The sequence below is a fragment of the Microbacterium sp. genome, assembly GCF_040394595.1.
In the GTDB taxonomy this organism is placed as follows: domain Bacteria; phylum Actinomycetota; class Actinomycetes; order Actinomycetales; family Microbacteriaceae; genus Microbacterium.
In genome coordinates this window covers 13,712-37,970 of sequence record NZ_JBEBSA010000012.1, presented here as the reverse complement: position 1 = coordinate 37,970, position 24,259 = coordinate 13,712, and the positions used below count along the sequence as shown (strand labels likewise).

The window sequence follows — 24,259 nt, the reverse complement described above, 5'->3', positions numbered from 1 at the left end:
GCTCGAGTCATGGCGACCACGATCACCCTCACCGGAGCCGGCGGACAGATCGGCTATGCGCTGCTGTTCCGCATCGCGGCAGGAGACCTGTTCGGACCCGAGGAGCACGTGCGGCTGCGCCTGCTCGAGATCCCGCAGGGCCTGAAGGGGGCGGAGGGTGCCGCCCTCGAGCTGCAGGACGCCGCGTTCCCCCTCCTCGACGACGTGGAGGTGACCGACGACGCCGCGGTCGGCTTCTCCGGGGCGAACCACGCCCTGCTCGTCGGCGCCCGACCGCGCGGGCCGGGCATGGAGCGCGCCGACCTCCTCGCCGCCAACGCCGGCATCTTCGGGCCGCAGGGGGCGGCGATCGCCGCGAGCGCCGCGAACGACGTGCGCGTCTCGGTGGTCGGCAACCCTGCGAACACGAACGCCCTGATCGCCTCCGCGTCCGCCGACGGCGTGCCCTCCGACCGCTTCAGCGCCCTCACGCGCCTCGACGAGAACCGGGCGCGCGCACAGCTCGCCGCGACCCTCGGCGCCCCGGTCGCGGACATCCGGCGGGTGCCGATCTGGGGCAACCACTCGGCCTCGCAGTTCCCCGACATCGCGCACGCGACGGTCGACGGTCGGCCGGTGGCCGCGGAGCTCGCCGAACGGGTGGGCGACGTCCGCACCTGGCTGGCGGACACCTTCATCCCGCGCGTGGCCACGCGCGGGGCGGAGATCATCGAGGTGCGCGGCTCGTCGTCGGTGGCCTCCGCCGCGAGCGCGACGATCGACCACGTGCGCGACTGGGCACGCGGCACCGACGACTGGACCAGCGCGGCGATCGTCTCCCGGGGCGAGTACGGCGTGCCCGAGGGACTGGTCTGCTCCTTCCCCGTGCGCAGCGTCGACGGGCACTGGCAGGTGGTCGAGGGTCTCGACGTCGACGACTGGTCCCGCGCCCGCATCGACGCGTCGGTCGCCGAGCTCTCCGACGAGCGTGACGCCGTGCGCGCGCTCGGGATGCTCTGAGCCGGTACCCCGCATCGCCCTCCGCAGACGCGCATGGGCAGTTCTCCCCATCGTGCGGATCCGACGGACCGCCTAGCCTGGAGACCGCAGGGGGGATGCGATGAGCAATTGGACAGAAGCCGATCCTGGAGCAGGCGACCGGAGCGCCGCGACGAGTGCGGCCCAGAAGATCGGCGGTCTGAGCAGCTCCGTGACCACGCTCGGCGGCGCGATCGATTCGGCCGCCGCCGGCGTGGGTCCGGAGGTGTGGGGGCCGGGATCGGGAGACGCGTTCCGCACGTCGCTGCAGCGCCCGAAAGCCGCCGTCGGCACCATCTCCACCGAGATGGCCGAGGCCAAGAAGGCGCTCGAGACGTATGCGTCCGCGGTCGACGCCATCCGCGCCTCGCAGCAGCAGGCGGAGGGCGGCTACGACACCGCCTATCGGGAATGGCGGATCTGGGCCCAGCGTCAGGACGAGGAGAACCCGGGCCTGCTGGTCCAGCCTGCGTCCCCGCCGGCCGTCATCTCGCTCGCGCTGACCTGGGGCGTCCCCCACGGCGGCCACCACACCTATGACACCATGCGGGCCTGCGTCGCGAAGCTCCGCACGCTCGCCGCCGACCGGAAGAAGGCGGACGACGCCGTCATCGCCGCGCTCGCCCCGCCGGCCGGCTGGGACGACATGAAGAAGGCCCTCACGGCGATCCACATCGAAAAGCTCGACGACCTGAGCAGCACTGCGATCGCCAAGGGCTACGCCGAGCTGGCGTCGAAGATGACCAAGGGCGACCTGTCCGCGTCCGACGCAGAGGCGCTCAAGCGCTTCTTCCAGCTGTGGGGGAACGACCGCTCGGTGATGGCGCAGTTCTCCCTCAACCTCGGCGGGGAGAAGACCGTCGATCTCATCGACCACCTCGGCGACGAGGTGGTGACCCGCAACTTCGACCCGGGCCTCGCTCTCGCCCTCGCGACGATGATCCGCGGAGGGCTCTCCCTCGGCTCGTCGCGCTGGAGCCCCGCGACCGCGTCGCAGTTCGCCGACGAGATGCTCACCGGCGCGTCGAGCACGGTCGGCGGCAAGGTCTCGGCGATCGGCTTCCTGTTCTCCGACGCGGACGGCGCCCCGCTGGGGCAGACCCTCACGGTCGAGATGGCGAACCGCATCGACCGCATCGAGCGGGAGTTCGGCCGCGGCGCCTGGATCGACACCTCGCCGATGGGCGGAGGCCGCACCCTCGCATTCCTGGAGGGCGAGAAGACCGGACTCGACGGCAACCGCGTCGACGACCTCGCAGGCCGGGTCTTCTCCACGCTCGGCCACTACCCGGACGCCGCGCTGGACTGGCTCATGGACGGTTCCCCGGACGACGTCGGACACTACCGCGACGGGGAGAAGCACGCCTCGCTCAGCGACGCCCGCATCAAGTACTGGTTCGGTGAGCGCCCCTGGGGCGCCGAGGAGACCGGCGACGGCTTCGAGGGACCGGCGGCACTGTGGTCAGGTGCGCAGCAGGTCGCGGGAGGTCCGACGGACCCGACGATGTACGACCCGAGCAAATGGGAGCGCGTGTCGTCCATGACCACGCACGTCGTCCAGGCGCTGCTCGGCAACGAGGACTTCCTGCCCGAGCACCTGTCCGAGATGGGCCAGGTGCGGCTCGCAGAGGGCATCACGCACGCCCTCCCCTATCTGGCGGAGAACGTCAGCGAGACGGACCCCCGGCACAGGGACGACCCGTTCCTCCGGGACGCCCTCATCGGGTCGGACGAGCTGCGGCCGATCCCGAACCTCAGCCAGTCCGATCTCGCGAAGCTGCTCGGCACCGCGACCTGGTCCGACGGCGACGGACCATCGGCCGGTGCCACCTACCTCGCCACCGCCATCAGGGAGTATCAGAACACTCTCCTCGGCATCGCGTCGACGACCCCGCCCGGGAGCGCCTACACATCGGACGCCCTGGAGCGCGTCGTGGAGCTGCAGGGCTGGATCGACGGCTCGCCGATGGGCTCCGCTCTAGGCGCGGCGAGCCGGCACGACGCCGCTGTGCAGGAGGCGATCGACGGCGTCGCGGGCGTGATCGACATGCTGCCGATCAAGATCCCGAACGCGAGCCACCTCATCGCCGAAGGCGGCGTCCAGCTGATCGACAAGCTGCAGGACATCGCGATCGGCGAGGTCAAAGACCAGATCAAGGGCGGCGCGGTCTCCCTCTGGGGCAACACCCACGAGGCGCTCGCGCAGCAGTACGCCCACGACGCGAACGGGCGTGAGATCGCTACGATGGACGCCATCGAGAAGATGATGGACCAGTTGGGGATCCGGGCGGCGCTCGGTTCCGATGCGGCCGCCGACAGCTACCTCAAGGAGCTGGCCGCCGACTACGCCCGCGCCGTCGAGGCCAACTCCTCGTGGGCGGAGAAGGGATGAGGATGCGACGCGTGCTCCTCCTGACCGCCGTGACCGCCGTGATGCTCGGCGCGACGGGATGCACTCCGCCGACCCCCGCACCCACCCCGCCGTCGGTCTCCTGGTCGCCGGGGCCGCCATCGGGGGAGCATGAGGACAGCCCGTGGGTGAAGGCGTTGCGCGCCTCCGACACCGCGCTGGCGATCGCATCGGTCACCCGTGACTACACCGCGGCGGAGCTCGGGAGGACGACGACCGTACCCGCGATGAGACGTGCCGCCGAAGCGCAGCGGCGTGCGGCGAAGGAGGACGACTTCTACGCCTACCCCGGCCCGACCCCCATGACCGTTCTCTCGGTGGAGGAGACCGATCACAACCACGCCACCGTCCTGGTGTGCGAGGCCGGTGACTGGTACCTGGAGTCGGGGAAGCAGACCACCGCGCCGACGACGCTCGAGGGACGCACCGTCGAATACCGGCTGGTGGGCACAATCAACGACAGGATCCGCCTGGACATGTCGATCCCGCACACCGACTCCGCGTGCGATCTCGGCGATGTCGCCGTGGGCCGATTCGACCCGCAGCCCGATGTGAGCAAGGGCTACTCGCCCTCCGACGTGAAGGGTCCCTGATGGCCGACCTGCTGATCGACACCGATGCCGTGCGCTCCGCCGGCAGCGCGCTGAACACCGCCGGATGGGCGCTGACCACCGACACCGACCTCGTCATGGGCGCGTGCGGCGCGCCCACCGTGTCCTCCGCCGCCGACGACTGGGCGATGTGGGCGAAGGCGAGCCTGCTGATGCTCCAGACGGGGGCGACCGACGCCGGGCAGAGCGCCGTGGAGGCCGCGGGCACCCACGAGACGCAGGAGAAGGCCCTCGCCGCCGGCGCGACCACTCCCTGACGCGGATGTCCCCGGTGTCGGGCAGAATGGATGCCGGAGGTGCGACGATGAGCGACGCGAGGGAGCTGCCGGCCGATCAGGGCGCGGCCGGTGATGCGCTCACGAGCCCGTTGCACCTGCCGCACGCGGCGGCGGAGTGCCCGAAGTGCTTCACCCAGCTGCAGGACAACCGCGACTGGTGGCTGGCCCGCCCCGACGGAGCCCGTCTGGTGGGGCTGGTCGTCTCCCGCGAGGGGATGCCGTCGGTCGTGCAGCAGCGTGACGACCTCACCCGCTTCGGCGTGCCGATCGAGGGCTTCCGCCACCCGGCGCCCGAGATCCTGGAGAGCTGGGGCGATCGCCTGGCGCGGCTGATCGAGACCCTGCACCCCGGGGACGTGCTCGTGGTCGCCAACATCCATGCGCTCGGTCGCGACATCGACGAGGAGGGGCGCACGGTCGCCGAGCTGCGCCGCCGCGGCATCATGGTCAAGGTCCTCAGCCACCACGCCCGGCACCTGGCGGACGCGGGCCGCTGAGCCGCGGCATCCGTCCCGGCCTCAGCCGGCAGCGATCGGCGCGGCCTCTTCCGCCGAACTCTCCGTCTCCTCGGCGGGGGCGAAGAACGACGCCGCGATGATGCTGTCGAAGAAGCCCAGCATGACGTGCGGGATGTCGCCGAGAGGCGTGGCGAGGTTCACCAGCAGCACGTGCTTGGTGCCCGGCACCGTGTACCAGTAATCCGCCGAGATGCGGCGCTGTTCTCGGCTCGCCTCCTCGGTCTCGATCGTCTGCTCGTCGATCGTCACCGTGCGGAGCACGCGCGATTCCTCGATCTCGATCTCCACCGCCTCATCGATGCCGTCGACCTTCAGTTCTTCGAAGCTGCGCTTCAGCACCGCGATCACCGAGGCCGGTGACGTGCCGATCGCGGGGCTCATCCGCAGGTCCTTCGGGAAATGCACCGAGAGCGCGATCGGCATGGGCATGCCGCCGACCTCCTGACAGAGGTAGAGCATCTCGGCACCGGCCTGCTGCGCACCCTCCAGAGCGTCGACGAGCGATCCCTGCATGGTGCGGCGCAGGAGCACGGCGTCGTCGGCCTTGCCGACCGCCGCCAGAACGGTCTCCTCGATCGCGGCGCGGGACTCCTCGTCCTCCCGCGGGTCGAGCACGACCCAGACCCCGGGGAGCCGGAAATTGATCGTCGGGAAATGCTCCGGAGTCGCAGGAGCCTCAGCCGCGGCGGCCTGCTCCTGCTCCTGGTCAGCCATTCGAACCCGTGAGCTGCGAGACGGCCTGCGTGTCCAGCCGGAGGAATCCGCCGGCCGATCGCGGGAGCCCGAGCTCCTCGGCCACCTTGTGCATGACCTGCGCGGAATGCGACGAGACGTCGCTGCGGGTCGGATACTGCGCCGGCTCGCCCTGGACGACCGCGAGGCTCACCTGATGTGTGCGGACGGAATCGTCGACCTTGACGATCTCCGCCACCTCGCGGGCGGTCGCGGAGACCGACGCGACATCGGTGGAGTCGACGAACAGCCAGACGACCACATCCGTGTTCGTCGGCAGGCCCGGATGCTGCACCTCCACCAGCGAGCCGTTGACCCCCTGGATGCCGTCGAGCTCCTTCTCGAAGGAGCCCGTGTCGACCGAGGCCGAGCATCCGACCAGGCCCAGGATTGCTGAGAGCACGCCCACAGCGGCCACCTTTCCCATGCGTGTTGCCATCGTCTGTGCGGACCTCCTCCTCGACCCTAGCGGGCGCCGATCGGGAGCGCGCCCGAGGGGGCCGTTCCGTCGTGCTGCGCCTGCCGCGTCGCCGCGTCCACGGCCGCCGGGTCGCCTTCGGGCTGGTTGCGCGTGTAGCGGTACTGCACGCTCTCCTCGTGCCCGCCGTCGCCGGCGAAGAACATCGAGTCGTCGGGATGCACCGTCGGCGCGAACTGGTCGGCCGCGTCACCGTACTTGTCGGCGTTGTGGATGTTGCCGTCGTCGCCGCCGAAGAACGGGTGGTAGGTGGTCCACTTGGGGTTGTACCCGGCGTCGCCCGGTCCGAGGCCCACCATCTCGAGCCGGTGCACCGGGTCGAGCAGATTGTTGAACTGCGTGACGCGGATGTTCGGGTTGAGGTCGCTGCGGTACTTGTCCACCGCGGAGCCGGCCGTGACGATCGAGGTCACCCGGTCGGCGTAGGGGAAGTCCGGCGAGGCGGCGAGGTGTCCCGCCATCATCCCCCCGAGGCTCCACCCGGTCAGCTGGATCGGCACCTTCGTGTCGGCGAGACCGGCACGGTTCATCGCGTCGATCACGGCCCGCTCGTACTGTGTGCGCACCCCGGGCATCAGCGCGATCATCGCGTCGGCGCGGAGGTCGTTCAACGCCCCGTGGTCGGCGAACGGGCTCCACGACTGCGTGCTCGGCAACTGCACCCGCACTCCGACGAGGTTGCCGTCGGCGTCGTAGATCTTCACGATCTTGATCTCGGTGGCGTCCTCGCCCCCGTCGTGGTCCTGCGCGCCGACGTCCTTGAACAGATCGCCGTAGGTCTCGGCTTCCGGAGGGTACACGCCGTTCTCGTCGGGCACGGAGCTGTCGCCGTACTTGGCGTTGATCGGCTTGGGGTCGGGTGCCATCGACTCGCCGATGGCGATGCTGAGCAGCAGGCCGCCGATGATGAACGGCGCAGCCAGCAGAGTCGCTCCGATGAGACCGGCGAGGATCGGGCCGACGACGGGGATCATCGCGATGAGCGCGAGCGCGCCGAGGATCAGCGCGATCGCGGCGACCGCGAGCGCCGCCATCACCAGGATCGACACGAGCCGCTGCACGATGTCGATCACGGCATCGACGACCTTCTTCACCACGTCGGCGATCCATTTGCCGATCGCCGCGAAGAAGTCCCCGACGCCCTCGAAGAACTGGGCGATGTTGTCGAGCAGGGAGTCCTTGCCCTTGCTGATCACCGTCTCGATGGCGTTGATCGCCTCCTGGGCGATGCGCTCCTTCTCCTCGCGCGCGGCGCGCAGCCGGGCGAGGATCGCCTCCACGTCGGCCTGCGCGGACTCCGCCTGGCGGCGAGCGCGGGCCAGATCGTCGGCGGTGTCCTGCCGCACGTCCTCCGGCGAATTCGTGAGCCCCTCGAACAGCTGGCGCCGCTCGGCATCTCCCGCGGCGTAGTTCGCCGTGCCGACACGGCCCCGGGCCTCTTCGAGGGCGGGGATGTCGCGCTCGGCCTGACTCTTGATGGGGCCGAGCTTCACGCCGTAGGTGCGCAGCGCGACCGCGGTCTGCTCATATCGGAGGTGCGCCTGCGACATGGCGGTCTGCACGTCGGCCGCCTTCTCGCGCAGCTCGGTCGCCGACTTGGCGATCTGCCCCGCGGCGATGTCGTTCAGCACCTTGGCGGCGTCGGCGATCGCCTGCGCCTGCCTGCTGAGCTGCGCCGAGCGATCGACGAGCGTCGACGGATCTCCGTCGCGCAGCTGTGAGAAGTCCTCACCGAATCCGAACACAGTCAGTTCCCTTCGGTCTCGTCGTCGGGGGTGAAGTCGGCGGGCAGCGGAAGCACTTCGAGTCGCGGCAGCCCCGGGGGCGGCAGCGCCGGACCTCCCGTGACGGATCCGGGAACGAGGGTCGGAGCCTCGCCCGTGGGAACCGGGGCAGGACCGCCGGTCACGAAGCGCACCGGCAGCTCGCCGTCCGGAAGATCCGGAAGCGAGTGCGGACCGGACGACAGCACCGGGCCGTCGCCATAAGGCACATACCCCGGACCACCGGTCACGAACGTCCCCTCATGCATCGCCGGACCGCCCTCGAACGGACCCTCCGGCAGAACAGGACCCTCACCATAAGGCACATACCCCGGACCACCGGTCACGAACGTCCCCTCATGCATCGCCGGACCGCCCTCGAACGGACCCTCCGGCAGCCCTTGACCCTCGTCGAAGCGCACGGGCGCGGGACCACCCTGGATCGTGTCGACCCGATGCCCCCCTGGACCCGCATCGGGGTCGATCTGCGCCGGTGCGGGACCGCCCGAGAGCACGCCGGGGTGGCGACCGCCGTCGTCGGCACCCTCGCCGCCGCCGGAACCACCCGGAACCGGGTCACCGCCGGAACCACCCGGAACCGGGACGCCTCCGGAGCCGCCCGGCGAGGGGACGCCGTCGCCGCGGGAGTGGCCGCCGGGAGCGGAGACTCCTCCCCCGACCGAGCCACCGGGGATCCCGGGGGCCTGTCCCTGCCCGTCGGTCAGGCTCTTGCCCAGCGCACGGTCGACCTCCTCGAACGTCTCCGCCATGGCCTGCAGCACGTCGCGGATGCCTTCGAGGCTCTTCTGCAGCTGGCCGCGCTTGCGGTCCCAGTTGTCGGCGAAATCATGCACCTTGCCGGCGAGACCGCCGTGCCCGGTGAGCCCCGCCAGGTCGTCGCCCACCCGGTCGGCGATCTGGAACGTGGTGATGGCCTGCGACAGCGAGGTGCTCGCGTCGCGGAAGCGTGCGCTCTCGAGTCCGAGGTCGCCCATGATTCCCCCCTGTGATCGGAATGCGGATACGAGACGAGGGGGCGCCGAGACCGACGCCCCCTCGTTCAGAAGAACGGCGCCGTGGTCAGGAGCGGATCTGCGCGGCGAGCTGCTCGTCCGTCGACTGCAGCGACTGGGCCGCGACGTCGAGGAAGCGGGCCATGCCCTCGATGCCGGCGATGGTCGCCGTGGCACCCGAGTTGAACTGCTCGTACGATGCGTCGAATGCACCCGATGCCGAAGTGGTGACGAAGCCGCTGCTGACGAGCTGCGAGATGTACGCGCGCAGGTTCTTCAGCTGGGTCTCGATGTCCTGCTGACCCGAACGGAGACGGGTCGCAGCGTCCTTCATGTCGGCGTAGGTGACGTTGAGGTTTGCCATGATTACTACCTTCCGGTCGCCCCGGCGGGTGCCGGAGAGGTTCTTGATGTCTCGAGCGTAACCGCGCCCGCGGGCCCGTCCAATGGGGAGAACTCCCCATACCCGGTCACAGGTTCTCCGGGATCACCAGCGGGAACTGTACGCGCACGATCTTCCCCCGCTGCGCGAGCACGCCGCGCCCCACCGGGAACTCGCCCCGCCCGACGCGGGGCAGCGGGGCCTTCAGCACCATCTCGCCGTCGATGGTCTCGGGCTGCAGCACCACGCCGCGGCGAGCCTGCTTGATCTCGCCGAGCAGGCCGAAGTTGCTGGTCCACTCGCTCGTGTCGCCGGTGAAGACGAGCAGCAGCTCGCCCCGCGCCGCGCGCTTGACCAGATCGCCCAGCGGCATCTCCGCGAGGGAGGACGCGAACTCCGCCACGCCCTCGACCGCCACCACCGGACGCGAGCCCGCCTCGATCGCCTCGACCACCCGGGCCATCGCGGCGGTCGCCGTCATCCCGTCCGCCGCCGTGTCGCCCCAGGGCACCGCGGCGAAGGCGGGCGACCGGGGGGAGCCGAGATAGAGCGTCGGAGTGGCCGGTGCGGCCCGCAGCGCCTGCTGCACCACGGCGGCGAGCGCATTGCTCTTGCCGCTCGCCGGAGGGCCCGCGATGATGAAGCTCCCGACGGGCTCGATGCCGAACGGACCGAGATCGGCGTCCGAGAGGCCGACCACGAGCCGGTCGTCCTGCATCGGCGGCAGCTGATCGATCGCATAGGTCAGCGGCAGCGCGCGCACCGGCGGCGCCTCGGACATGCCGCGCCGCGACATGGACGCGGCCATCCGCTCGATCGCGAGCGACTGCTCCTTCATGCTCCGCGTGCCGCCGATGATCGCGATCTGCGCCTCGTTCTCGCCGATGATCGCCCGGCCGGGGACCGAGTCGGGTGAGAGGATGTCCCGGGGGACGTTCAGGATGTTGTAGGCGTCGACATCGGCCATCCGCAGCACGACGCGGCGCTGCAGCATCGCGTTCAGCGCGCTCGGGATCGTCTGGAACCGATCGGCACTGAGCACGACGTGGATGCCGACCGCACGGCCGTCGGAAAGCACCTCCTGCAGGGCGTTGTACGTGTCAGCGCGTCCGATCACCGCCTCGTAGTCGTTGCGGAAGGCGCCGAAGCCGTCGAGCAGCACCAGGATGCGGGGCTCGTCGCGGTTGCCGGACAGCGCGCGGTACTCGGTGAGCGTCGACGCCCCCACCGCGGAGTAGGCGTCGCCGCGGCGGTCGAGCTCGGCGCGCAGCGTGGCGAAGAGGCGCGCGACCCGCTCCGCGTCGTCGCCGGAGATCACCGAGCCCACGTGCGGCAGCGGCTCGAGCATCCGCAGCGCCCCGGATCCGAAGTCCAGGCCGTACACGTGCACGGGACCGCCGCGCGGGGTGATACCCGCCGACACCGCGAGCGTGCGCAGCGCCGCGCTCTTCCCCGCGCCGCTGGTGCCGTAGACCACCATGTGCCCCTCGGTGTCGGGGGAGAAGTGGAACGGCACCTGGTCCTGACGATCCGGCTCATCGATCACACCGAGCAGCAGCGCCGCGTCGGTGCGCTGCGGGAGCTTGGTCTGGTCGAAGGTCGGGGCGAGCTCGTCGAGCCACGGCCGGCGGGGCGGATGCACCTGGGCGGCCTGCGCGGCGAGCACCATCGTGCTGACCAGCCGCTGCTGGTCGTTGGGGCCGAGGTCGTCGACCTCCTGCGCCGCGCTCTCGTCGACGGGAAGCTCCCACTCACCGAGGTCCGCGGAGCCGAAGTTCTCGACCATGACGTCCACGCCGTCGCCCTGCGCCAGGCTCCAGCCGCCGGCATAGGCCGACTGGAACAGGGACATGCGGCCCGGTCCGGTCTTGGCGATGCCCCGACCCGGGAGGCCCGGATCGAAGAGCGCGGCGTCCTTGGAGCCGATGACGTCGGTCGAGTCGGTCTCGTCGGCCATGCGCAACGCGACGCGGAGGTTGGTGTTCGCGCGGAGGTTGTCCTTGATCACGCCGGCGGGACGCTGTGTGGCCATGATGAGGTGGATGCCGAGCGAGCGACCCCGCTGGGCGATGTCGATCACACCGTCGACGAACTCGGGGACCTCTTTCGCGAGCGCCGCGAACTCGTCGATCACCAGCACCAGCGCGGGCGGCGCCTGAGGGTCGCCGGCCCGCTCGAGCTCGAGGATGTCCTTGGCCTTCTTGCGGTTGAACAGGTGCTCTCGGTAGTGCAGCTCGGCGCGGAGGCTGACCAGCACCCGGCGCACGAGGTGCGGGTTGAGGTCGGTCACGATGCCCACGCAATGCGGCAGGCTCGTGCAGTCGGCGAACGCCGAGCCGCCCTTGTAGTCCACGAACAGGAAGGTGAGCCGCTCGGGGCTGTACTCCGTCGCCATGCCCAGCACCCAGGCCTGCAGGAACTCGCTCTTGCCCGAGCCGGTGGTGCCGCCGACGAGGGCGTGCGGTCCCTGCTGACGCAGGTCGAGGTGCATCGCGCCTTCGGCCGCCTGCCCGACGAGGGCGCGCAGCTTCGGCTGGTAGCGCTTCGACGATCCGGCGGTGCGCCGTGCGGACAGGGTGTCGTTCTGCGTCCACCGGTCGACGACCGCCTCCGGCTGGGTCGCCATGTCACGCCCGAGCAGGTGCAGCATCGAGATCGTGCGCGGCACGTCGCTGCGGTCGAGCGCGACCTCACCGGCATCCGTCAACCGGGCGAGGGCGCGCGCGAACACCGCGTACTGCTCCCGGGTGAGCTCGTCGACCTGCAGCGCGTCGATCGTCTCGCCGAGGCGCACGAAGTGCGCACGGTCGGCGCCTTCCCCCGCCACGGGTCCGAGCTCGACGAACGTGCGGCACGACGCGGGCAACGCGGCCGGCGCCTCGGTGAGCCACACCGGGTAGACGCCGTGGGTGGCCGCCCTCTCGGACAGCTGGATGAGGCGTCCGCGGTCGACGGGGGCGTCCGGGGCGATCAGCACGACAACGGCGGGCTTCGGCGCCGACTCCTGGCGGCGCTCGTCGCCGACCTTCGCGCCGCTGCGGGTGGCCGCGGCGTCGACGTTGAGCGCGCCCAGCTCGGCCGCTTCGTCGCCCCGGGACCGGCTCGAGATCAGCTCCTCCAGCCGGGCGACGATCTGTCCGGCCGTGGCCGGCCCGTCGCCGATGGGCGCGACGCCGAGCAGCTCGCCCGCCGCCCAGGTGTGCGGCAGCCACTTCGTGTCGGCGAGCTCCGCTCCCCAGCGCGATCCCCACAGCCCCACGACGCCGACGTCGCTCGGAGCGTGCAGGCCCGTGATCTGGGCGAGGAGCGCGCGGGTGTATCCGGCGCCCCGGCCCCCTCCGCCCGCGACGCCGAGCGCGCCCACGTCGACGAGGTCTTCGAGGATGGGCACCTGCTCCACGGTGGTCGTCGCGGCGACGACCTCGTCGAGCCGTTCGACGTACTCCGGGATCGCGCGGTCGCGGCCGTTGGACTCCTTCACCTGCGAGCGCGAGGAGGTGTCCCCCACGCCCAGCCGCACGTGCAGGAACGACCAGTGCTCGCCGCGGCGCGTCCAGACCGTCGGACCCGCGTCGAGGGCGGCGTCGCTGATCTCGCGCAGCGCGGGCACCTCGCGGCGCCGCACGTCGAGCTCGCGCTCGTGCTCGGTCTCGATACGGGCCGAGAGTCGCGCGAGCTGCTCCTCGAACCGCGCCTTGTCGTCCTCGAGCTCGCGCTTGCCCTGTATCCGGGCGGTGACGAACGTGCCGATCATGAGCAGCGGGGAGAGCGCGACGAACATCAGCGACAACGGGTTCCGCGTCATCGCGAACATGCCCGCGCCCATGATCAGCGGGGCGACCAGCGCGAGGAGGGGGAACGGCGAGCGCTTCGGCGGGATCGGCAGGTCGGTGCCGTCCAGCTCCTCGCCGAGATAGCGCTCCTCCACGCGCGGCGAGCGCACGAACTCGACCTGCCGGATCGAGGCCACCTGCGCCACGGGCTCGGCGGTCTGCTCGACGCGGACCTGCACGGGGGTGTCGCCGAGCACGACCGACAGGGTGCCCTCTGCGGCGACGAGACGCACCACCGATGCGCCGTCGATGAGGATCCCGTTCGCCGAGTTCAGGTCGATCATCTCGACCCGGTCGCCGATCTCCAGCCGGGCGTGACGCTTCGACACGAGCGGGTCGTCGATCACCACGTCGCAGGACTCGTCGCGACCGATCACGATCGTGCCCCGGGTGAGCGGGATCGACCGGGCGTGGTCGCCCGCTCCCACCTGCATCCGCCCGATCACGGGGCGCTGCTCGTAGGAGGCGGGGACCACGCGTACGGTCGCGCCGTGCGCGAGGCCGACGTGGGCGAAGGTCGACTCCGGGGCGAGCAGGTCGCCGGGCCCCGACACGATCGAGCTGTAGGCCTCCAGGGTGACCGCCCGCGGATCGGCCGTGGCGAAGGAGCCGAGCGGATCGGCGCGGACGATCATCTCGGCGATCTCGCCGATCGTCGCCGTGCCCTCCGCGGTGACCTCGATGTCCCCGGGCGCAGCGTTCTGGCGCAGCAGCGTCAGTCGTACCTTCACTCGGCGTCTCCTTCGTCGCCGTCCTGCGGGGCATCCAGCAGCGGCAGATCCTCTTTGGTCACCAGGCGCGAGGCGAGCACGTGCTCGACGAGCCGCGCACGGCGGTTGGTGGCGAGCGTGCGCTGACCGCCGCGCATCCCGGGCACGCCGATCCGGTCGAACTTGTCGCAGACGTTGTCGAGCTTGCGGTTGAAGCGCGTCACGGTCCATCCCAGCCGTTCCGCCGCCTTGGCCGACGTGGGGATCTCGCTCATCCCGGTGCCGTCGCGTCGCAGCTGCGGCTCGGCGAGCGCGAGGATCAGCAGCTTCTGGCTGAGCGTCAACGGCACCTCGCCGATGGTCGAGACCCCGTCGCCGTCGTCGTCGCGGCGGGTGTCGCGGAACGCCGGCTCCGCCGCGTGGATCGTGAGCTCATAGGTCGTCGGCCCGGCGGTGAACACCACCGTCGTGCGGGGGAAGACGATCGGCAGCCGCGCACCGGGGGCGAGCCACGCCTGCATCCCGCCTGAGGAGTCGGTGACCGTGGCGGTCAGGCGGCTGCCGACGTTCGACAGCCACCACAGCCCGTCGGAGTCGGACACCTCGAGGAAGCGCCGGTGCAGGAAGAGGTTGTCATCGAGGGCCAGGTCGCCTTCGCGGCCCACTTCGAAGGAGGACCCGGGACGCACGACGAAGAACTCTCCCGCGAACTCCACGGTCACCCCGCTGAGCGTGCTCACTTGACGCACCCCCGGAGCGGATCGGACGACCGGCCGCCCGCGGCCCGCCGCAGCGACACGTCGATGCAGGTCTGCCCGTCGGGGTTCGCGTCGAGGGTGACGGTCTCCGTCTCGATGTTGGCCGCGCGGCTCGAGCCGTCGAGCGTGATCTCGGCCCAGATGTAGCTGTCGCCGTCCTTCGGGTCCGGGTTCTTCCAGGTGAACGTCACCGTGTCGCCGGATCGGGTGCCGGCGAGATCGGTCACCTGCGGCACCACGGCCGAGACGGGGTCCTTGGGGTCGGCGGAGGCCGACGGCGAGGGCTTCGGAGCCGGTCCGCCGGAGACGAGGTTGACCACGACGATCACGCCGACGACGATCAGGGCCGCGATTCCGACGGCCAGACCGATCCACAAGCCGCGACGGCTGCGCGACGCGGGCGGCTCCGCGACGGGCTCGGCCGCTTCGGGGGCGGGCTCCGCGACGGGGGCCGCCGCGTCCGGCGCGACGACGACCGGTCCGCGGAGCACCGTGCGATCCCCGTCTCCGGCTCCCGCGGTCGCAGGCGCGGAGGGGACGGGAACGGCGGGCGCGGACGCCGCAGGCGGGATCGACGTCGGGACGCGCCGCTGGGTGCGCTCCTCGGCCGGATCGTTGCGGGGCGGCGACACGAACGACGGGGTGCCCGGTGGCACCGCGGCGGGAGCGATCGAGGGTGCGACGCTCCGCGGCTCGGTGGTCGCCGAGGGGCGGGTCGGATCGATGCTGACGACCTCGCGCACGCGGGTCAGCCCGTCGCCGTCGTCCTCGATCTCGTCCTCGGCCGGATGCTCGTCGACGATGTCGATCGGCGTGACCGAGTGCGAGAGCTCGATCTGCACCTTCTGCAGCGCCCGTCCGAAGGCGACGGCGCTGGGATAGCGATCCGCCGGGTTCTTCGCCATCGCCCGCGCGAGGGTCTGCTGCAGGCTCTGCGGCACGTCCGGGCGGGTCAGCGCGGGCAGCGGCGCGCGCTCGATGCGCTCGATGAGGTCGGCGCTCGTATTGCGCTCCCCCGCACGCTCGAACGGCGAGCGCCCGGCGAGCAGGGTGTAGACGGTGGCCCCCAGCGCGTACACGTCCGTGCGCGGACCGCTGGTCGGCGGATCGCCGAACGACTCCGGCGGCGACCACGGGATCGACATCCCCGCGGCCTCGGTCAGTGCGCCCGTCGTGGAGGCGATGCCGAAGTCGGTGAGCGCGGGCCGGTTGTACTCGGTGACGAGGATGTTCGCCGGCTTGATGTCACGGTGCAGCACGCCGGCGCGATGCGCCGTCTCCACCGCTCCGGACACCTGGATGCCGACGCGCAGCGCCTCCGCGACGGGGAACGCCTCCTTGCGGGAGCGCGCCTGCAGGTTCGGCCGAGGGCAGTACTCCATCACCAGGTAGGGGCGGCCGTCGGCGGCGACCCCCGCCTGATAGATGGTGACGATCGCGGGGTGCGTCGACAGCATCGCCATCACGTTCGCCTCGTCGGTGAACTCCTGCGCGGCGGAGCTCGTCACCCGGTCGGCGAGCAGCACCTTCACCGCGACGCGCCGCCGCGGCATCTGCTGCTCGTACAGGAACACGTCGGCGAAGCCGCCCGCGCCGAGCGCCTCGACGTAGTGGAAGCCCGGGAGCTCGGGCGGCGGAGACGGACGCCGGCTCATGAGAGCCCTTCGAACGTCACCGTCACCCCGTCGCCGAGATCGACGGCGTCGCCGTCGAGGACCAGCGTGTGCTCGCCCGGATGCAGCCGCATCGGGTCGGCCCCCGCGCGCAGCAGCGTGGAGCCGTTCGTGGTGTGCAGGTCGATGACCACCACGGTGTCGCCCTCGGGCCGGATCTCGAGGTGGTTGCGCGAGATGTCCTGCTGCGGACTCTCCACCGCGATGAGGTGGGGCAGGTCTGCGCCGCTCGCGCGGGTCGACCGCGGACGGCGCCCGATGATCACGGTGCGGTCGAGGGCGACGACCTGCCCGGTCGAAACCCGGACACTCCCGGCGAAGGCGGGAGGAGGTGGCGCCACCGCCGACAGCACCTCGGTGGGCGCGTCAGGCGACACCGGGGACCCGGCTCCGCGGAGGGCGCGAGCCTCACCGGCCGAGATGGTCGCACCGTCATGGTCGCCCTCGATCGCGGACGGCGCGACGTCGGCGGAGGCGCCCTCCTCCTCGGCGACCGGGCGCACGGCCGCGGCCTCGATCGGGGTGTGCACGGTGGCGCCCCAGAGGTGGTCGAACTCGTCCGCCACCGGGGCGAACGTGCCCTCGGTGGGCATCAGCGTGTCGCCGATGACCGGCTCGGGCTCCGGCTGCGGATCCGCCGGCCCGGCGGGGGCGTCCGCGGGAACGGGCTCCGGGTCGGTCTCGGGCTGCGGCACCTCGGGGATGGCCTCGGTCGGCGCGTCCGGCGCGCCGGGAGCGGCGCCTGCGGACGGCGCGTCGACCGGCGGGGTCGGGGCGACGAGCGGCGCGGGCGGCGCGACGGGCGCCGCAGGGATCACCGGGATGAACGCCGACGCGGTGTCCGCGTCGGTGAACCCCGGCGCGGGCCGCAGCACGGGCTCCTCCGGCGCCGACGCGGCCTCGGCCGGGGAAGCGGGCGGGGACGCCGGAGACGGCTCGGCCTCGGGTGCCACGGAGGGCGCAGGCGCCGCGGCCGTTCCGCCGGGAACGCGCTCCTCGGCGCCGTCCAGCGTGCGCGAGGCGGCCGAGGCGAGCACGATGCCCTCCGCGACCGGCAGCGCGGTGCCCGACTCGGTGCTCTGCACGGTCAGCTCGATGCGCGTCGCACCCGCGATGAACCGCTCGGTCCAGGTGGTCACCTCGGCGCCGGAGATCGTCTCCGCGGCGTCGCCGGCGCCCGTCACCCGGGCGACGACGCGTCCGCGCACGGCGACCCGGGCGTCCGCGCCCTCGACGACCGCGGCGACGAAGGACGGCATCGACGCGAAGGACGATCCGGCCCGGGTGAGCACGTCGACGACGGCGGCCAGCGCGGGGTCCGCATCCAGGCGGTCCCAGAGCGCCGCGACGACGTCGTCGGACGTGCCCGGCTCGAGCGCGACCAGCGCACCCCGTCGTGCGATCAGGAACCAGTCACCCGGTCGGTAGTTCGTCTGCATCAGCGCATCCCTCCCGCTGCCGCCTCGCGCGGACGGGTGTCCGCGTCGATCTCCTCATCGGACGTCGTCGGCGTGCCCGGCCGAGAGGCGACCGAGACCGCGTCGACGACGACCACCGTGATGTTGTCCCGGCCGCCGGCGGCCACGGCCTCCTCGACCAGCACGTCCGCTGCCGTCTGGGGGTCGGGCTCGGTCATCAGCACCTCGAAGATCCGCTGCTCGGGCACCTCGACCGGCAGCCCGTCCGAGCACACCAGCATCCGGTCTCCGAGCTCCGCCGGGAACAGCCAGTAGTCGGCGTCGCCGGTGCTGCTCGCCCCGATCGCACGCGTGATGATGTTGCGCCGCCGGTCGTGCACCGCCTGCTCGGGCGAGAGCTCGCCGGACTCGATCAGCTCCTGCACCACGGAGTGGTCCACGCTGATCTGCTCCAGCTCGCCACCGGCGAGACGGTAGGTGCGCGAGTCGCCGATGTTGAGGGCGAGCCAGTATCCGGTGCCGTCGACCGAGGCGATCGCGACGCCGCTCAGGGTGGTCCCCGCCCGCCCGGTGCCCGCGGTCGAGAGGTTCTCCACCGCGACGCGGGCGCGGGACAGGGCGACGCGGATGTCGTCGAGCTGCACCGCGGGGAGCCCGATCAGGCGGGAGAACTCCGCGACGACGGTGGCGCTCGCGCGCTCCCCCGCCTCGTGCCCGCCCATGCCGTCGGCGACCAGGAACACGGGTGCGCTGGCCAGGTGGGCGTCCTCGTTCAGCGTGCGGCGGCGCCCCGGGTGCGTCGCAGATCCGGCTGAGACGATCAGCGCGGGCCTCACACGTAGCCGCCGATCGTCACGACGCGGTCGCCGATCTCGATGACGTCACCGAGGCGCACGCGCATCCGCTCCCCCGGCGGGCAGGCGAAGCGCTGCCCGTCGCGCACCAGCACGGTGCCGTTGGTCGAATGCCGGTCGAGGATCCATCCCCCGGAGGCCTCGGCGGCCGCTTCGAAGTGAGTCTTCGAGAGCGAGAGGGTCTCGTCCCGCACCGGAACCACGACGGCGTCGGCCTCCGGCGCGGGGTTCCGTCCGAAGATCGTGCGCCGGGAGACCGAGACCCGGGTGCCGTCGTCCCAGGTGAAGACGAGACGGTGCCCCGGGATGCTGATGCGGGTGTCCTCGACGTCGTCGTCCTCGGTCGCCGGAACCGGGACGGCGGGCGCCGGTGCGACCGCCGGGAGCGGCGGCACGGGCGGGATCGGAGCGGCAGGAGCGGCCGGCGCCGCCGCGCGCTGCGGCGGGGCGTCCTGCGTGACGCCGGGCACGAACGCGATCATCCCTCCGGCCTCGGCGACCGGGAGCGGAGGGGCCGCGGGGCGCGGCGGCGCCGCCGGGGCCGCGTGCTGCGGGGCGGAGACATCGGCCGTGGGAGCGGCCTGCGGCGCGGGCTCGAAGCCGGGCATCGGCGCCGGGGGGAGGCGGTCGAAGGACGGCGCGGGGAGCAGCGGCGGGGCCGGCGGCGCGGGAGGGGCCTCGACGACCTCGGGCTCGGGGGCGGCCACCCGCGCGTCCATCATGAGCGCACCCGCGGCCTTGTCGTGCCAGCCCTGGAAGCGTCCCGAACCGTCGAAGAGCGGTGTGAACAGCCCGACGACGATCGCCGACAGCAGCCCGAAGACGACGTTGCGCAGCAGCGCGCGCCAGAAGCCGAGCGGGGAGCCCTCATCGGCGCGCACGAGACGGAGGCCCTGCGCGCGCATCCCGATCGACCCGGAACGGCTCTGCATCAGCGTGTAGACGACGAGCCAGGCCATCACGACCAGCCAGACCGCGATGCCACCGAACAGCAGCACCGGGATCATCCCGTCACGACCCGCCGCCATCGCCACGCCCGCGACCACGCCCGCAGGGACGATCGCGACGACGCCGTTGATCACGGCGTCGATCAGATAGGCGATCGCCCGGCGCTTCACCGGGGCCACCTGGCCGAAGGGAAGCATCGTCATGTCGTCTCGCTCTCGGGTGCCGGTGTGGTGCTGGTGTCGATCGTGCCAGGTTCGCGGCGCACGCGCGCGGCCGCGGCATCCTTGAGGTTGCGGAGGCCTCCGGCGATCCTCCCGCCGCCGAGGAGGGAGCGGACGCTCAGCCGCGCCCGCATCCGTCGCCAGAAGCCGGCCTCCGCGCCCATGCCGCCCACGATCTCGTCGACCTCCTTCCAGAACGCGTCGACCTCTTCGGCCGACGGCTCCGAGGGACCGAACACCTGGGCGTCCGCCCGATCGGCGAGCGTCGTCACGGCCGGTGCGGACAGCGCCTCGGAGACCGTCGCGGCATCTTCCACGCGCGTCGCACCGGGTGCGACCCGTGCGCCGTAGTCGACGGCACGATCGGTCAGCTCGTCCCAGCCGCCGCTGATCCGGTCGGCGGTGCTCTTCGCGGAGCGGCGTCCGCGGCGGCGCGCCGCCTTCCACGCCCCGATCACGATGAACGGCGAGGCCAGGATCGCCAGCACCGCGAGCACGACGCCGCCGATCGCGAGGATCGTGGCGATGATGCCGAGAAGGTTGGGGGTGTCGTCCTCGGGCTCCCGGTCGTCCGGCAGCGTCGGGGGCAGGTCGACCGGCTCCTGCGGCGGGGGCGGCGGCTGCAGCACCTGCGGCTTCGGGTCGACCTTCGGCTTCGTGTTCTGCTGGTTGGGGACCTTGTCCTTCGGCGGCGTCGGGTCGAAGGGCAGCCAGCCGTAGCCGGCGAAGTTGACCTCGACCCACGCGTGGACGTCGTCGCCGGTCGCCGCGAACACGGCGTTCTTGGCGCGGTCCTCGTCGGGGTAGTAGCCCATCACGACCCGCGCGGGGATGTCGACGGCGCGGGCCATCAGCGCCATCGCGGCGGCGTACTGCTCGTCGTCGCCGATCATCTGCTGACCGCCGAGCAGGGTCGAGATCCGCTCGGCGCCGTGCCCGGCCCGCGAGACCGCCTCGTTCTCCAGGCCGTGGCTGAAGTAGCCGCCGTCGGCGAGGAAGCTCTCCAGCGCGCGCACCTGCTCGATCGGGGTCTCGGCGTCGGCGACGGTGTCCGCCGCGAGCGAGCTGATCTCGTCCGGCACGTCCGACTGCTTCGGAAGCCGCACCGATCCGAACTTCGCGTCGGTGAGCTCCTTGTCGTCGACGTCGCCCTGGATGATCGTCTGCAGCGTGTAGGCGTCGCCCTTGCGCAGCCCGGGCACGGCCACCGCGGTACCGGTCGACGTGTTGTAGTACGTGTTGCGGCGCAGATCCTCGGCGCGCCCGCCGGAGTAGCGGATCTCCGACACCGCGCCGGTGTCCGGCACCCACACGCCCCGGTAGTCGCCGATCTCCACGTGCACGGTCGTGGGCGCGCCCTGCGCATCGGGCGACATGTCGGTGCGCAGCGGCGTGAAGGCGCTGGAGGAGCCCGGTCCGCCGTCGGTGACGTTGTACACGACGCCGTCGTACTGGTCCATCGCCCCGATGCGGATGCGCGCCCCCTCGGGCATCCCGGTCACCGTGAACAGGGTCTTCTCTCGGTCGTCGCGCACGTTCTTCCGGAACGCCTGGAGCGGGCTCGCGTAGTCCCGCACGTCGAACGGCGGGATGATCACGTCGCGGAACACGTGGCGCGGCTGTGCGGGGGCGGCGATCGCGCTGGCCGCCACTCCCGCCCCGGAGGCGATCGCGAGCACCGCCGCGGCGCCGACCAGCCGGCGGATGCGCATCTGGCTCGAGCGCCCGGCATCCACCGCCGCCGCCTCGACGGCGGACTCCTCCGGCGCCCACCAGGTGCGCAGCGAGAGCCAGGCGACGGCGACCACCGCGAAGACGATGCCCTGCACCAGCGGGAACGCGGGCTGCGGCACCCCGAGCACGATCGCGAGCATCAGCGCGGTCCCGGCGGGGATCAGCGCCCACGCCGGGCGCCGCAGCCGCAGCGCGAGCGATCCGGCCGTCACCGCCGCGAGCAGCGTGACCAGGAACGGGACGAGGGCGTGCCCGTCCGCCACCGCCACGGGGGCGACCGTGGTGAGCAGCTGCTTCCAGCTCGTCACCACCCCGACGGCGAGGCCCGTCAGGGTGTCGATGGTCGGCACGAACCCCGCGACGGTGGTCGCCGGGAGCGCGAGGGCGCCGCCGAACAGGAAATAGCCGACGACCGTGAGACCGGCGACGAGCAGGATGCCCCAGCGCCGCCACGCGCACACCGCGGCGATCGCGAGGCCGAGGAGGATGCCGCCGATCGCGGCACCGAGGTACGACGGACCGCCGAAGGTGGGCCAGAACCCGGCCGCGGCGACGGCGACGAGGAGCGCCATCGCGACGAGGTCGATCACCCAGCGGCGGAGCGGCGCCCGTTCGTTCATGACAGCACCTTCTGCAGGGCGAGCGGCAGCTGGTCGAGCGCGCCGATGCTCATGACGTCGGCCTCGCCGATGCGGCGCAGGCGAGGACGCTCGATGCGCTCGTCCACCACGACCGCGATCGCACGGGCGCCGAAGGGGAGGCGGGAGCAGGCCAGCCGCAGGTCCTCGTTCGACACCCCGGCACCGCACACGAGCACGACCACGCTGGCGAGCGGCATCGTCGCCGAGAGCACCCCGGCGAGTTCGGGCAGACCGCCCTCGCGCGGACGGCTCTGCTCGACCGTCGACAGCGAGTCGAGCAGCTGCTTGCCCGTCCCGGAGGCGAGCTCACGACCCTGCACGCGCACGTCGACGCGCTGGGAGTCCCGCAGCGCCCGCAGGCCGATCGAGCCGGCGACGGAGATGCCGAGCTCGAAGTCGGCGTCGGCGGAGTAGTCGGCCGACGAACGGGACAGCCCGATCACGAAGTGCGAGCGCCGGGTCTCCTCGAACTGCCGCACCATCATCACCCCGGTGCGCGCCGTGGACCGCCAGTGCACGTGCCGCAGATCGTCGCCGGGCTGGTACTCGAGTAGGGCGTGGAACGACACGTCGTCCCGGGAGAGGTCGGCGGCCGGCATCCCCTCGAGGTCGCGCAGGAAGCCGAGCGACTGCCCGCCGAACAGGGTGGTCCGGGGGTGCACGTAGAGGTCGACCGGGTCGTCGCGGCGGTGGGCGCGCTCGAAGAGCCCGAGCGGATCGCCGCGGACGACGCTCACGGGGCCGACCTTCACCACGCCACGACGCTGCGTCGGGATGGCGAAGAGCTCCTCCGACTGCTGACCGGGCGAGAGGCGCTGGATGCCGAACTCGCCGCGGCCCGATCCGACGGGGAGAACGACGCGGGACGGGAGGATGGCCCGCGGGCCGGTGTTCGAGAGCGTGAGGGCGCCCACGGCGCGCTCGCCCACCACCACACGGGTGCGCGCGAGATCCAGGGCGACGTCGTACTGGGTGCGGCCGATCAGGAACAGCGCGCACAGCACGATCACCAGCACGAGCACCAGCGCGGTGACCGTGAACTCGATCCACCCCATCAGCTGGCCGGCGATCCAGAGTCCGACGGCGAGGGCGATGAGAATCCAGCCGAGAGGTCGGACGACGCTCGCGACGACGCGCAGACGACCGGCGATGCGCGCGCCGATGAGGGCGGCGACGTCGCGCCACCCCGCCTCGGCGGGCGTCGTCGTGCGCGCGGGCGCGAGCGTGTCCGACGTCATCACGCCGCCGTTCGCGCCTGCGGCGCGGCGACCGCGTCGAGCACCCGCGCGATGACGGTCTCGGCGGTGGTGCCGGCGAACTCCGCCTCGGCGTCGAGCATGATGCGGTGCTGCCAGACGGGCCGGACGAGGGCCTTGACGTCGTCCGGCAGCACGTAGTGGCGGCCGTGGGCGGCGGCGCGCACCTTCGCGATGCGGATCATCGCCAGTGCGCCGCGCACCGACACGCCGAGCTTCGTCGCGGCGTCGCTGCGGGTCGCCTCCGCGAGTTCGGCGACGTACCGCAGCACGGCGGGCTCGACGTGCACGGTGGCGGCGAGATCGGCCATGTCGGCCACCGCGCCGGTGGTGATGATCGCGGCGAGGCGCGCCGCGGGGTTGCGGTCGGCCGCGCCCGCGAGGATGCTCTCGGTGACGGCGAGGTCGGGATAGCCGATCGACGTCTTGATGAGGAACCGGTCGAGCTGCGCCTCGGGGAGCTTGTACGTGCCCGCCTGCTCGACGGGGTTCTGGGTCGCGATCACGAGGAACGGACGGCCCGTCTCGTGGGTGACGCCGTCGACGGTGACCCGGGACTCCTCCATGACCTCGAGCAGAGCCGACTGGGTCTTCGGCGAGGCGCGGTTGATCTCGTCGGCGAGCACGATCGACGCGAAGATCGGTCCGCGGTGGAACTCGAACTTGTGCGACTGCTGGTCGTAGATCGTCACGCCGGTGACGTCGGAGGGCAGCAGGTCGGGGGTGAACTGGATGCGCGCGCTCGTGCCCTGCACGGTCGCGGCCAGCGCCTTCGCCAGGCTCGTCTTGCCGGTGCCGGGGGCGTCCTCCAGCAGCACGTGTCCCTCGGCGAGCATGGCCGAGAGCACCAGGCCGACGACGTCGCTCTTGCCCTGCACCGCCTTGTCGATGTTCTCCACCAGGCGCTGGAAGGTGCCCTGGAACCAGGCGGCCTGCTCAGGGGTCATTGTCATCTCGTTGTGTCCTGTCCTTGCGGTGATTCGTCGTCGGGAGCGCCCCGTACGGGGCCTC

19 protein-coding genes are annotated in these 24,259 nt (G+C 72.0%); 5 read left to right on the top strand and 14 right to left on the bottom strand.

Annotated features, from left to right (window positions below):
• Positions 1-9: 9 nt before the first annotated feature.
• The 5 genes from ABWO84_RS11880 (at position 10) to ABWO84_RS11860 (ending at position 4,813) form a co-directional block, all read left to right on the top strand.
• Positions 10-999: a malate dehydrogenase gene (locus ABWO84_RS11880; protein WP_353114791.1), complete on the top strand. Its 990-nt coding sequence runs from the start codon at positions 10-12 to the stop codon at positions 997-999.
• 100 nt (positions 1,000-1,099) lie between these two features.
• Positions 1,100-3,409 carry a hypothetical protein gene (locus ABWO84_RS11875; protein ID WP_353114790.1) on the top strand — a complete coding sequence of 770 codons (2,310 nt, stop codon included), beginning with the start codon at positions 1,100-1,102 and terminating at the stop codon, positions 3,407-3,409.
• A gap of 11 nt (positions 3,410-3,420) precedes the next feature.
• Positions 3,421-4,020, top strand: coding sequence for a hypothetical protein (locus ABWO84_RS11870; protein ID WP_353114789.1), 600 nt, complete (start codon positions 3,421-3,423; stop codon positions 4,018-4,020).
• Positions 4,020-4,295, top strand: a complete 276-nt coding sequence (locus ABWO84_RS11865) for a hypothetical protein (protein WP_353114788.1) — start codon at positions 4,020-4,022, stop codon at positions 4,293-4,295. Before ABWO84_RS11870 ends, ABWO84_RS11865 begins: the two co-directional genes overlap by 1 nt.
• 47 nt (positions 4,296-4,342) lie before the next feature.
• Positions 4,343-4,813 (top strand): recombinase family protein, encoded by a 471-nt coding sequence (locus ABWO84_RS11860; RefSeq protein WP_353114787.1) that lies wholly within the window; start codon positions 4,343-4,345, stop codon positions 4,811-4,813.
• Positions 4,814-4,834: 21 nt separating this feature from the next.
• On the opposite strand, the gene ABWO84_RS11855 is transcribed toward ABWO84_RS11860, so the two are convergent.
• The 14 genes from ABWO84_RS11855 to ABWO84_RS11790 form a co-directional block, all read right to left on the bottom strand.
• Positions 4,835-5,548: a hypothetical protein gene (locus ABWO84_RS11855; protein ID WP_353114786.1), complete on the bottom strand. Its 714-nt coding sequence runs from the start codon at positions 5,546-5,548 to the stop codon at positions 4,835-4,837.
• The gene (locus tag ABWO84_RS11850; RefSeq protein ID WP_353114785.1) at positions 5,541-5,969 is read right to left on the bottom strand and encodes a hypothetical protein; all 429 of its coding nucleotides are present in this window, start codon (positions 5,967-5,969) and stop codon (positions 5,541-5,543) included. The genes ABWO84_RS11855 and ABWO84_RS11850 overlap by 8 nt, the downstream gene beginning before the upstream one ends.
• A 62-nt stretch (positions 5,970-6,031) precedes the next feature.
• Positions 6,032-7,789: a hypothetical protein gene (locus ABWO84_RS11845; RefSeq protein WP_353114784.1), complete on the bottom strand. Its 1,758-nt coding sequence runs from the start codon at positions 7,787-7,789 to the stop codon at positions 6,032-6,034.
• 2 nt (positions 7,790-7,791) lie between these two features.
• Positions 7,792-8,802 carry a WXG100 family type VII secretion target gene (locus tag ABWO84_RS11840; RefSeq protein WP_353114783.1) on the bottom strand — a complete coding sequence of 337 codons (1,011 nt, stop codon included), beginning with the start codon at positions 8,800-8,802 and terminating at the stop codon, positions 7,792-7,794.
• An 85-nt stretch (positions 8,803-8,887) separates the two neighbouring features.
• Positions 8,888-9,184, bottom strand: a complete 297-nt coding sequence (locus ABWO84_RS11835) for a WXG100 family type VII secretion target (RefSeq protein WP_353114782.1) — start codon at positions 9,182-9,184, stop codon at positions 8,888-8,890.
• Between the two features lie 106 nt (positions 9,185-9,290).
• Positions 9,291-13,766 (bottom strand): type VII secretion EssC family protein, encoded by a 4,476-nt coding sequence (locus ABWO84_RS11830; protein WP_353114781.1) that lies wholly within the window; start codon positions 13,764-13,766, stop codon positions 9,291-9,293.
• Positions 13,763-14,485 (bottom strand): FHA domain-containing protein, encoded by a 723-nt coding sequence (locus ABWO84_RS11825; protein ID WP_502915414.1) that lies wholly within the window; start codon positions 14,483-14,485, stop codon positions 13,763-13,765. The genes ABWO84_RS11830 and ABWO84_RS11825 overlap by 4 nt, the downstream gene beginning before the upstream one ends.
• The gene (locus ABWO84_RS11820) at positions 14,482-16,158 is read right to left on the bottom strand and encodes a serine/threonine-protein kinase (RefSeq protein ID WP_353114779.1); all 1,677 of its coding nucleotides are present in this window, start codon (positions 16,156-16,158) and stop codon (positions 14,482-14,484) included. The genes ABWO84_RS11825 and ABWO84_RS11820 overlap by 4 nt, the downstream gene beginning before the upstream one ends.
• Positions 16,155-17,615, bottom strand: coding sequence for an FHA domain-containing protein (locus ABWO84_RS11815; protein ID WP_353114778.1), 1,461 nt, complete (start codon positions 17,613-17,615; stop codon positions 16,155-16,157). The genes ABWO84_RS11820 and ABWO84_RS11815 overlap by 4 nt, the downstream gene beginning before the upstream one ends.
• Complete coding sequence (locus ABWO84_RS11810) at positions 17,615-18,430, bottom strand: PP2C family protein-serine/threonine phosphatase (protein WP_353114777.1); 816 nt, start codon at positions 18,428-18,430, stop codon at positions 17,615-17,617. Before ABWO84_RS11810 ends, ABWO84_RS11815 begins: the two co-directional genes overlap by 1 nt.
• Positions 18,427-19,599 carry an RDD family protein gene (locus tag ABWO84_RS11805; RefSeq protein WP_353114776.1) on the bottom strand — a complete coding sequence of 391 codons (1,173 nt, stop codon included), beginning with the start codon at positions 19,597-19,599 and terminating at the stop codon, positions 18,427-18,429. Before ABWO84_RS11805 ends, ABWO84_RS11810 begins: the two co-directional genes overlap by 4 nt.
• On the bottom strand, positions 19,596-21,971 hold the full coding sequence (locus ABWO84_RS11800; RefSeq protein ID WP_353114775.1) for a transglutaminase TgpA family protein: 2,376 nt from the start codon (positions 21,969-21,971) through the stop codon (positions 19,596-19,598). Before ABWO84_RS11800 ends, ABWO84_RS11805 begins: the two co-directional genes overlap by 4 nt.
• A complete protein-coding gene (locus ABWO84_RS11795; protein WP_353114774.1) occupies positions 21,968-23,230 on the bottom strand; it encodes a DUF58 domain-containing protein in 1,263 nt (420 codons plus the stop codon). Before ABWO84_RS11795 ends, ABWO84_RS11800 begins: the two co-directional genes overlap by 4 nt.
• Positions 23,230-24,201: an AAA family ATPase gene (locus ABWO84_RS11790; RefSeq protein WP_353114773.1), complete on the bottom strand. Its 972-nt coding sequence runs from the start codon at positions 24,199-24,201 to the stop codon at positions 23,230-23,232. The genes ABWO84_RS11795 and ABWO84_RS11790 overlap by 1 nt, the downstream gene beginning before the upstream one ends.
• Between the last annotated feature and the right edge of the window lie 58 nt (positions 24,202-24,259).

Bases quoted from the DNA above. Each gene is read 5' to 3' on its own strand.
- ABWO84_RS11880 (WP_353114791.1), top strand. From the start codon at position 10: ATGGCGACCACGATCACCCTCACCGGAGCCGGCGGACAGATCGGCTAT.
- ABWO84_RS11875 (WP_353114790.1), top strand. From the start codon at position 1,100: ATGAGCAATTGGACAGAAGCCGATCCTGGAGCAGGCGACCGGAGCGCC.
- ABWO84_RS11865 (WP_353114788.1), top strand. From the start codon at position 4,020: ATGGCCGACCTGCTGATCGACACCGATGCCGTGCGCTCCGCCGGCAGC.
- ABWO84_RS11860 (WP_353114787.1), top strand. From the start codon at position 4,343: ATGAGCGACGCGAGGGAGCTGCCGGCCGATCAGGGCGCGGCCGGTGAT.
- ABWO84_RS11855 (WP_353114786.1), bottom strand. From the start codon at position 5,548: ATGGCTGACCAGGAGCAGGAGCAGGCCGCCGCGGCTGAGGCTCCTGCG.
- ABWO84_RS11840 (WP_353114783.1), bottom strand. From the start codon at position 8,802: ATGGGCGACCTCGGACTCGAGAGCGCACGCTTCCGCGACGCGAGCACC.
- ABWO84_RS11835 (WP_353114782.1), bottom strand. From the start codon at position 9,184: ATGGCAAACCTCAACGTCACCTACGCCGACATGAAGGACGCTGCGACC.
- ABWO84_RS11820 (WP_353114779.1), bottom strand. From the start codon at position 16,158: ATGAGCCGGCGTCCGTCTCCGCCGCCCGAGCTCCCGGGCTTCCACTAC.
- ABWO84_RS11815 (WP_353114778.1), bottom strand. From the start codon at position 17,615: ATGCAGACGAACTACCGACCGGGTGACTGGTTCCTGATCGCACGACGG.
- ABWO84_RS11805 (WP_353114776.1), bottom strand. From the start codon at position 19,599: ATGACGATGCTTCCCTTCGGCCAGGTGGCCCCGGTGAAGCGCCGGGCG.
- ABWO84_RS11800 (WP_353114775.1), bottom strand. From the start codon at position 21,971: ATGAACGAACGGGCGCCGCTCCGCCGCTGGGTGATCGACCTCGTCGCG.
- ABWO84_RS11795 (WP_353114774.1), bottom strand. From the start codon at position 23,230: ATGACGTCGGACACGCTCGCGCCCGCGCGCACGACGACGCCCGCCGAG.
- ABWO84_RS11790 (WP_353114773.1), bottom strand. From the start codon at position 24,201: ATGACAATGACCCCTGAGCAGGCCGCCTGGTTCCAGGGCACCTTCCAG.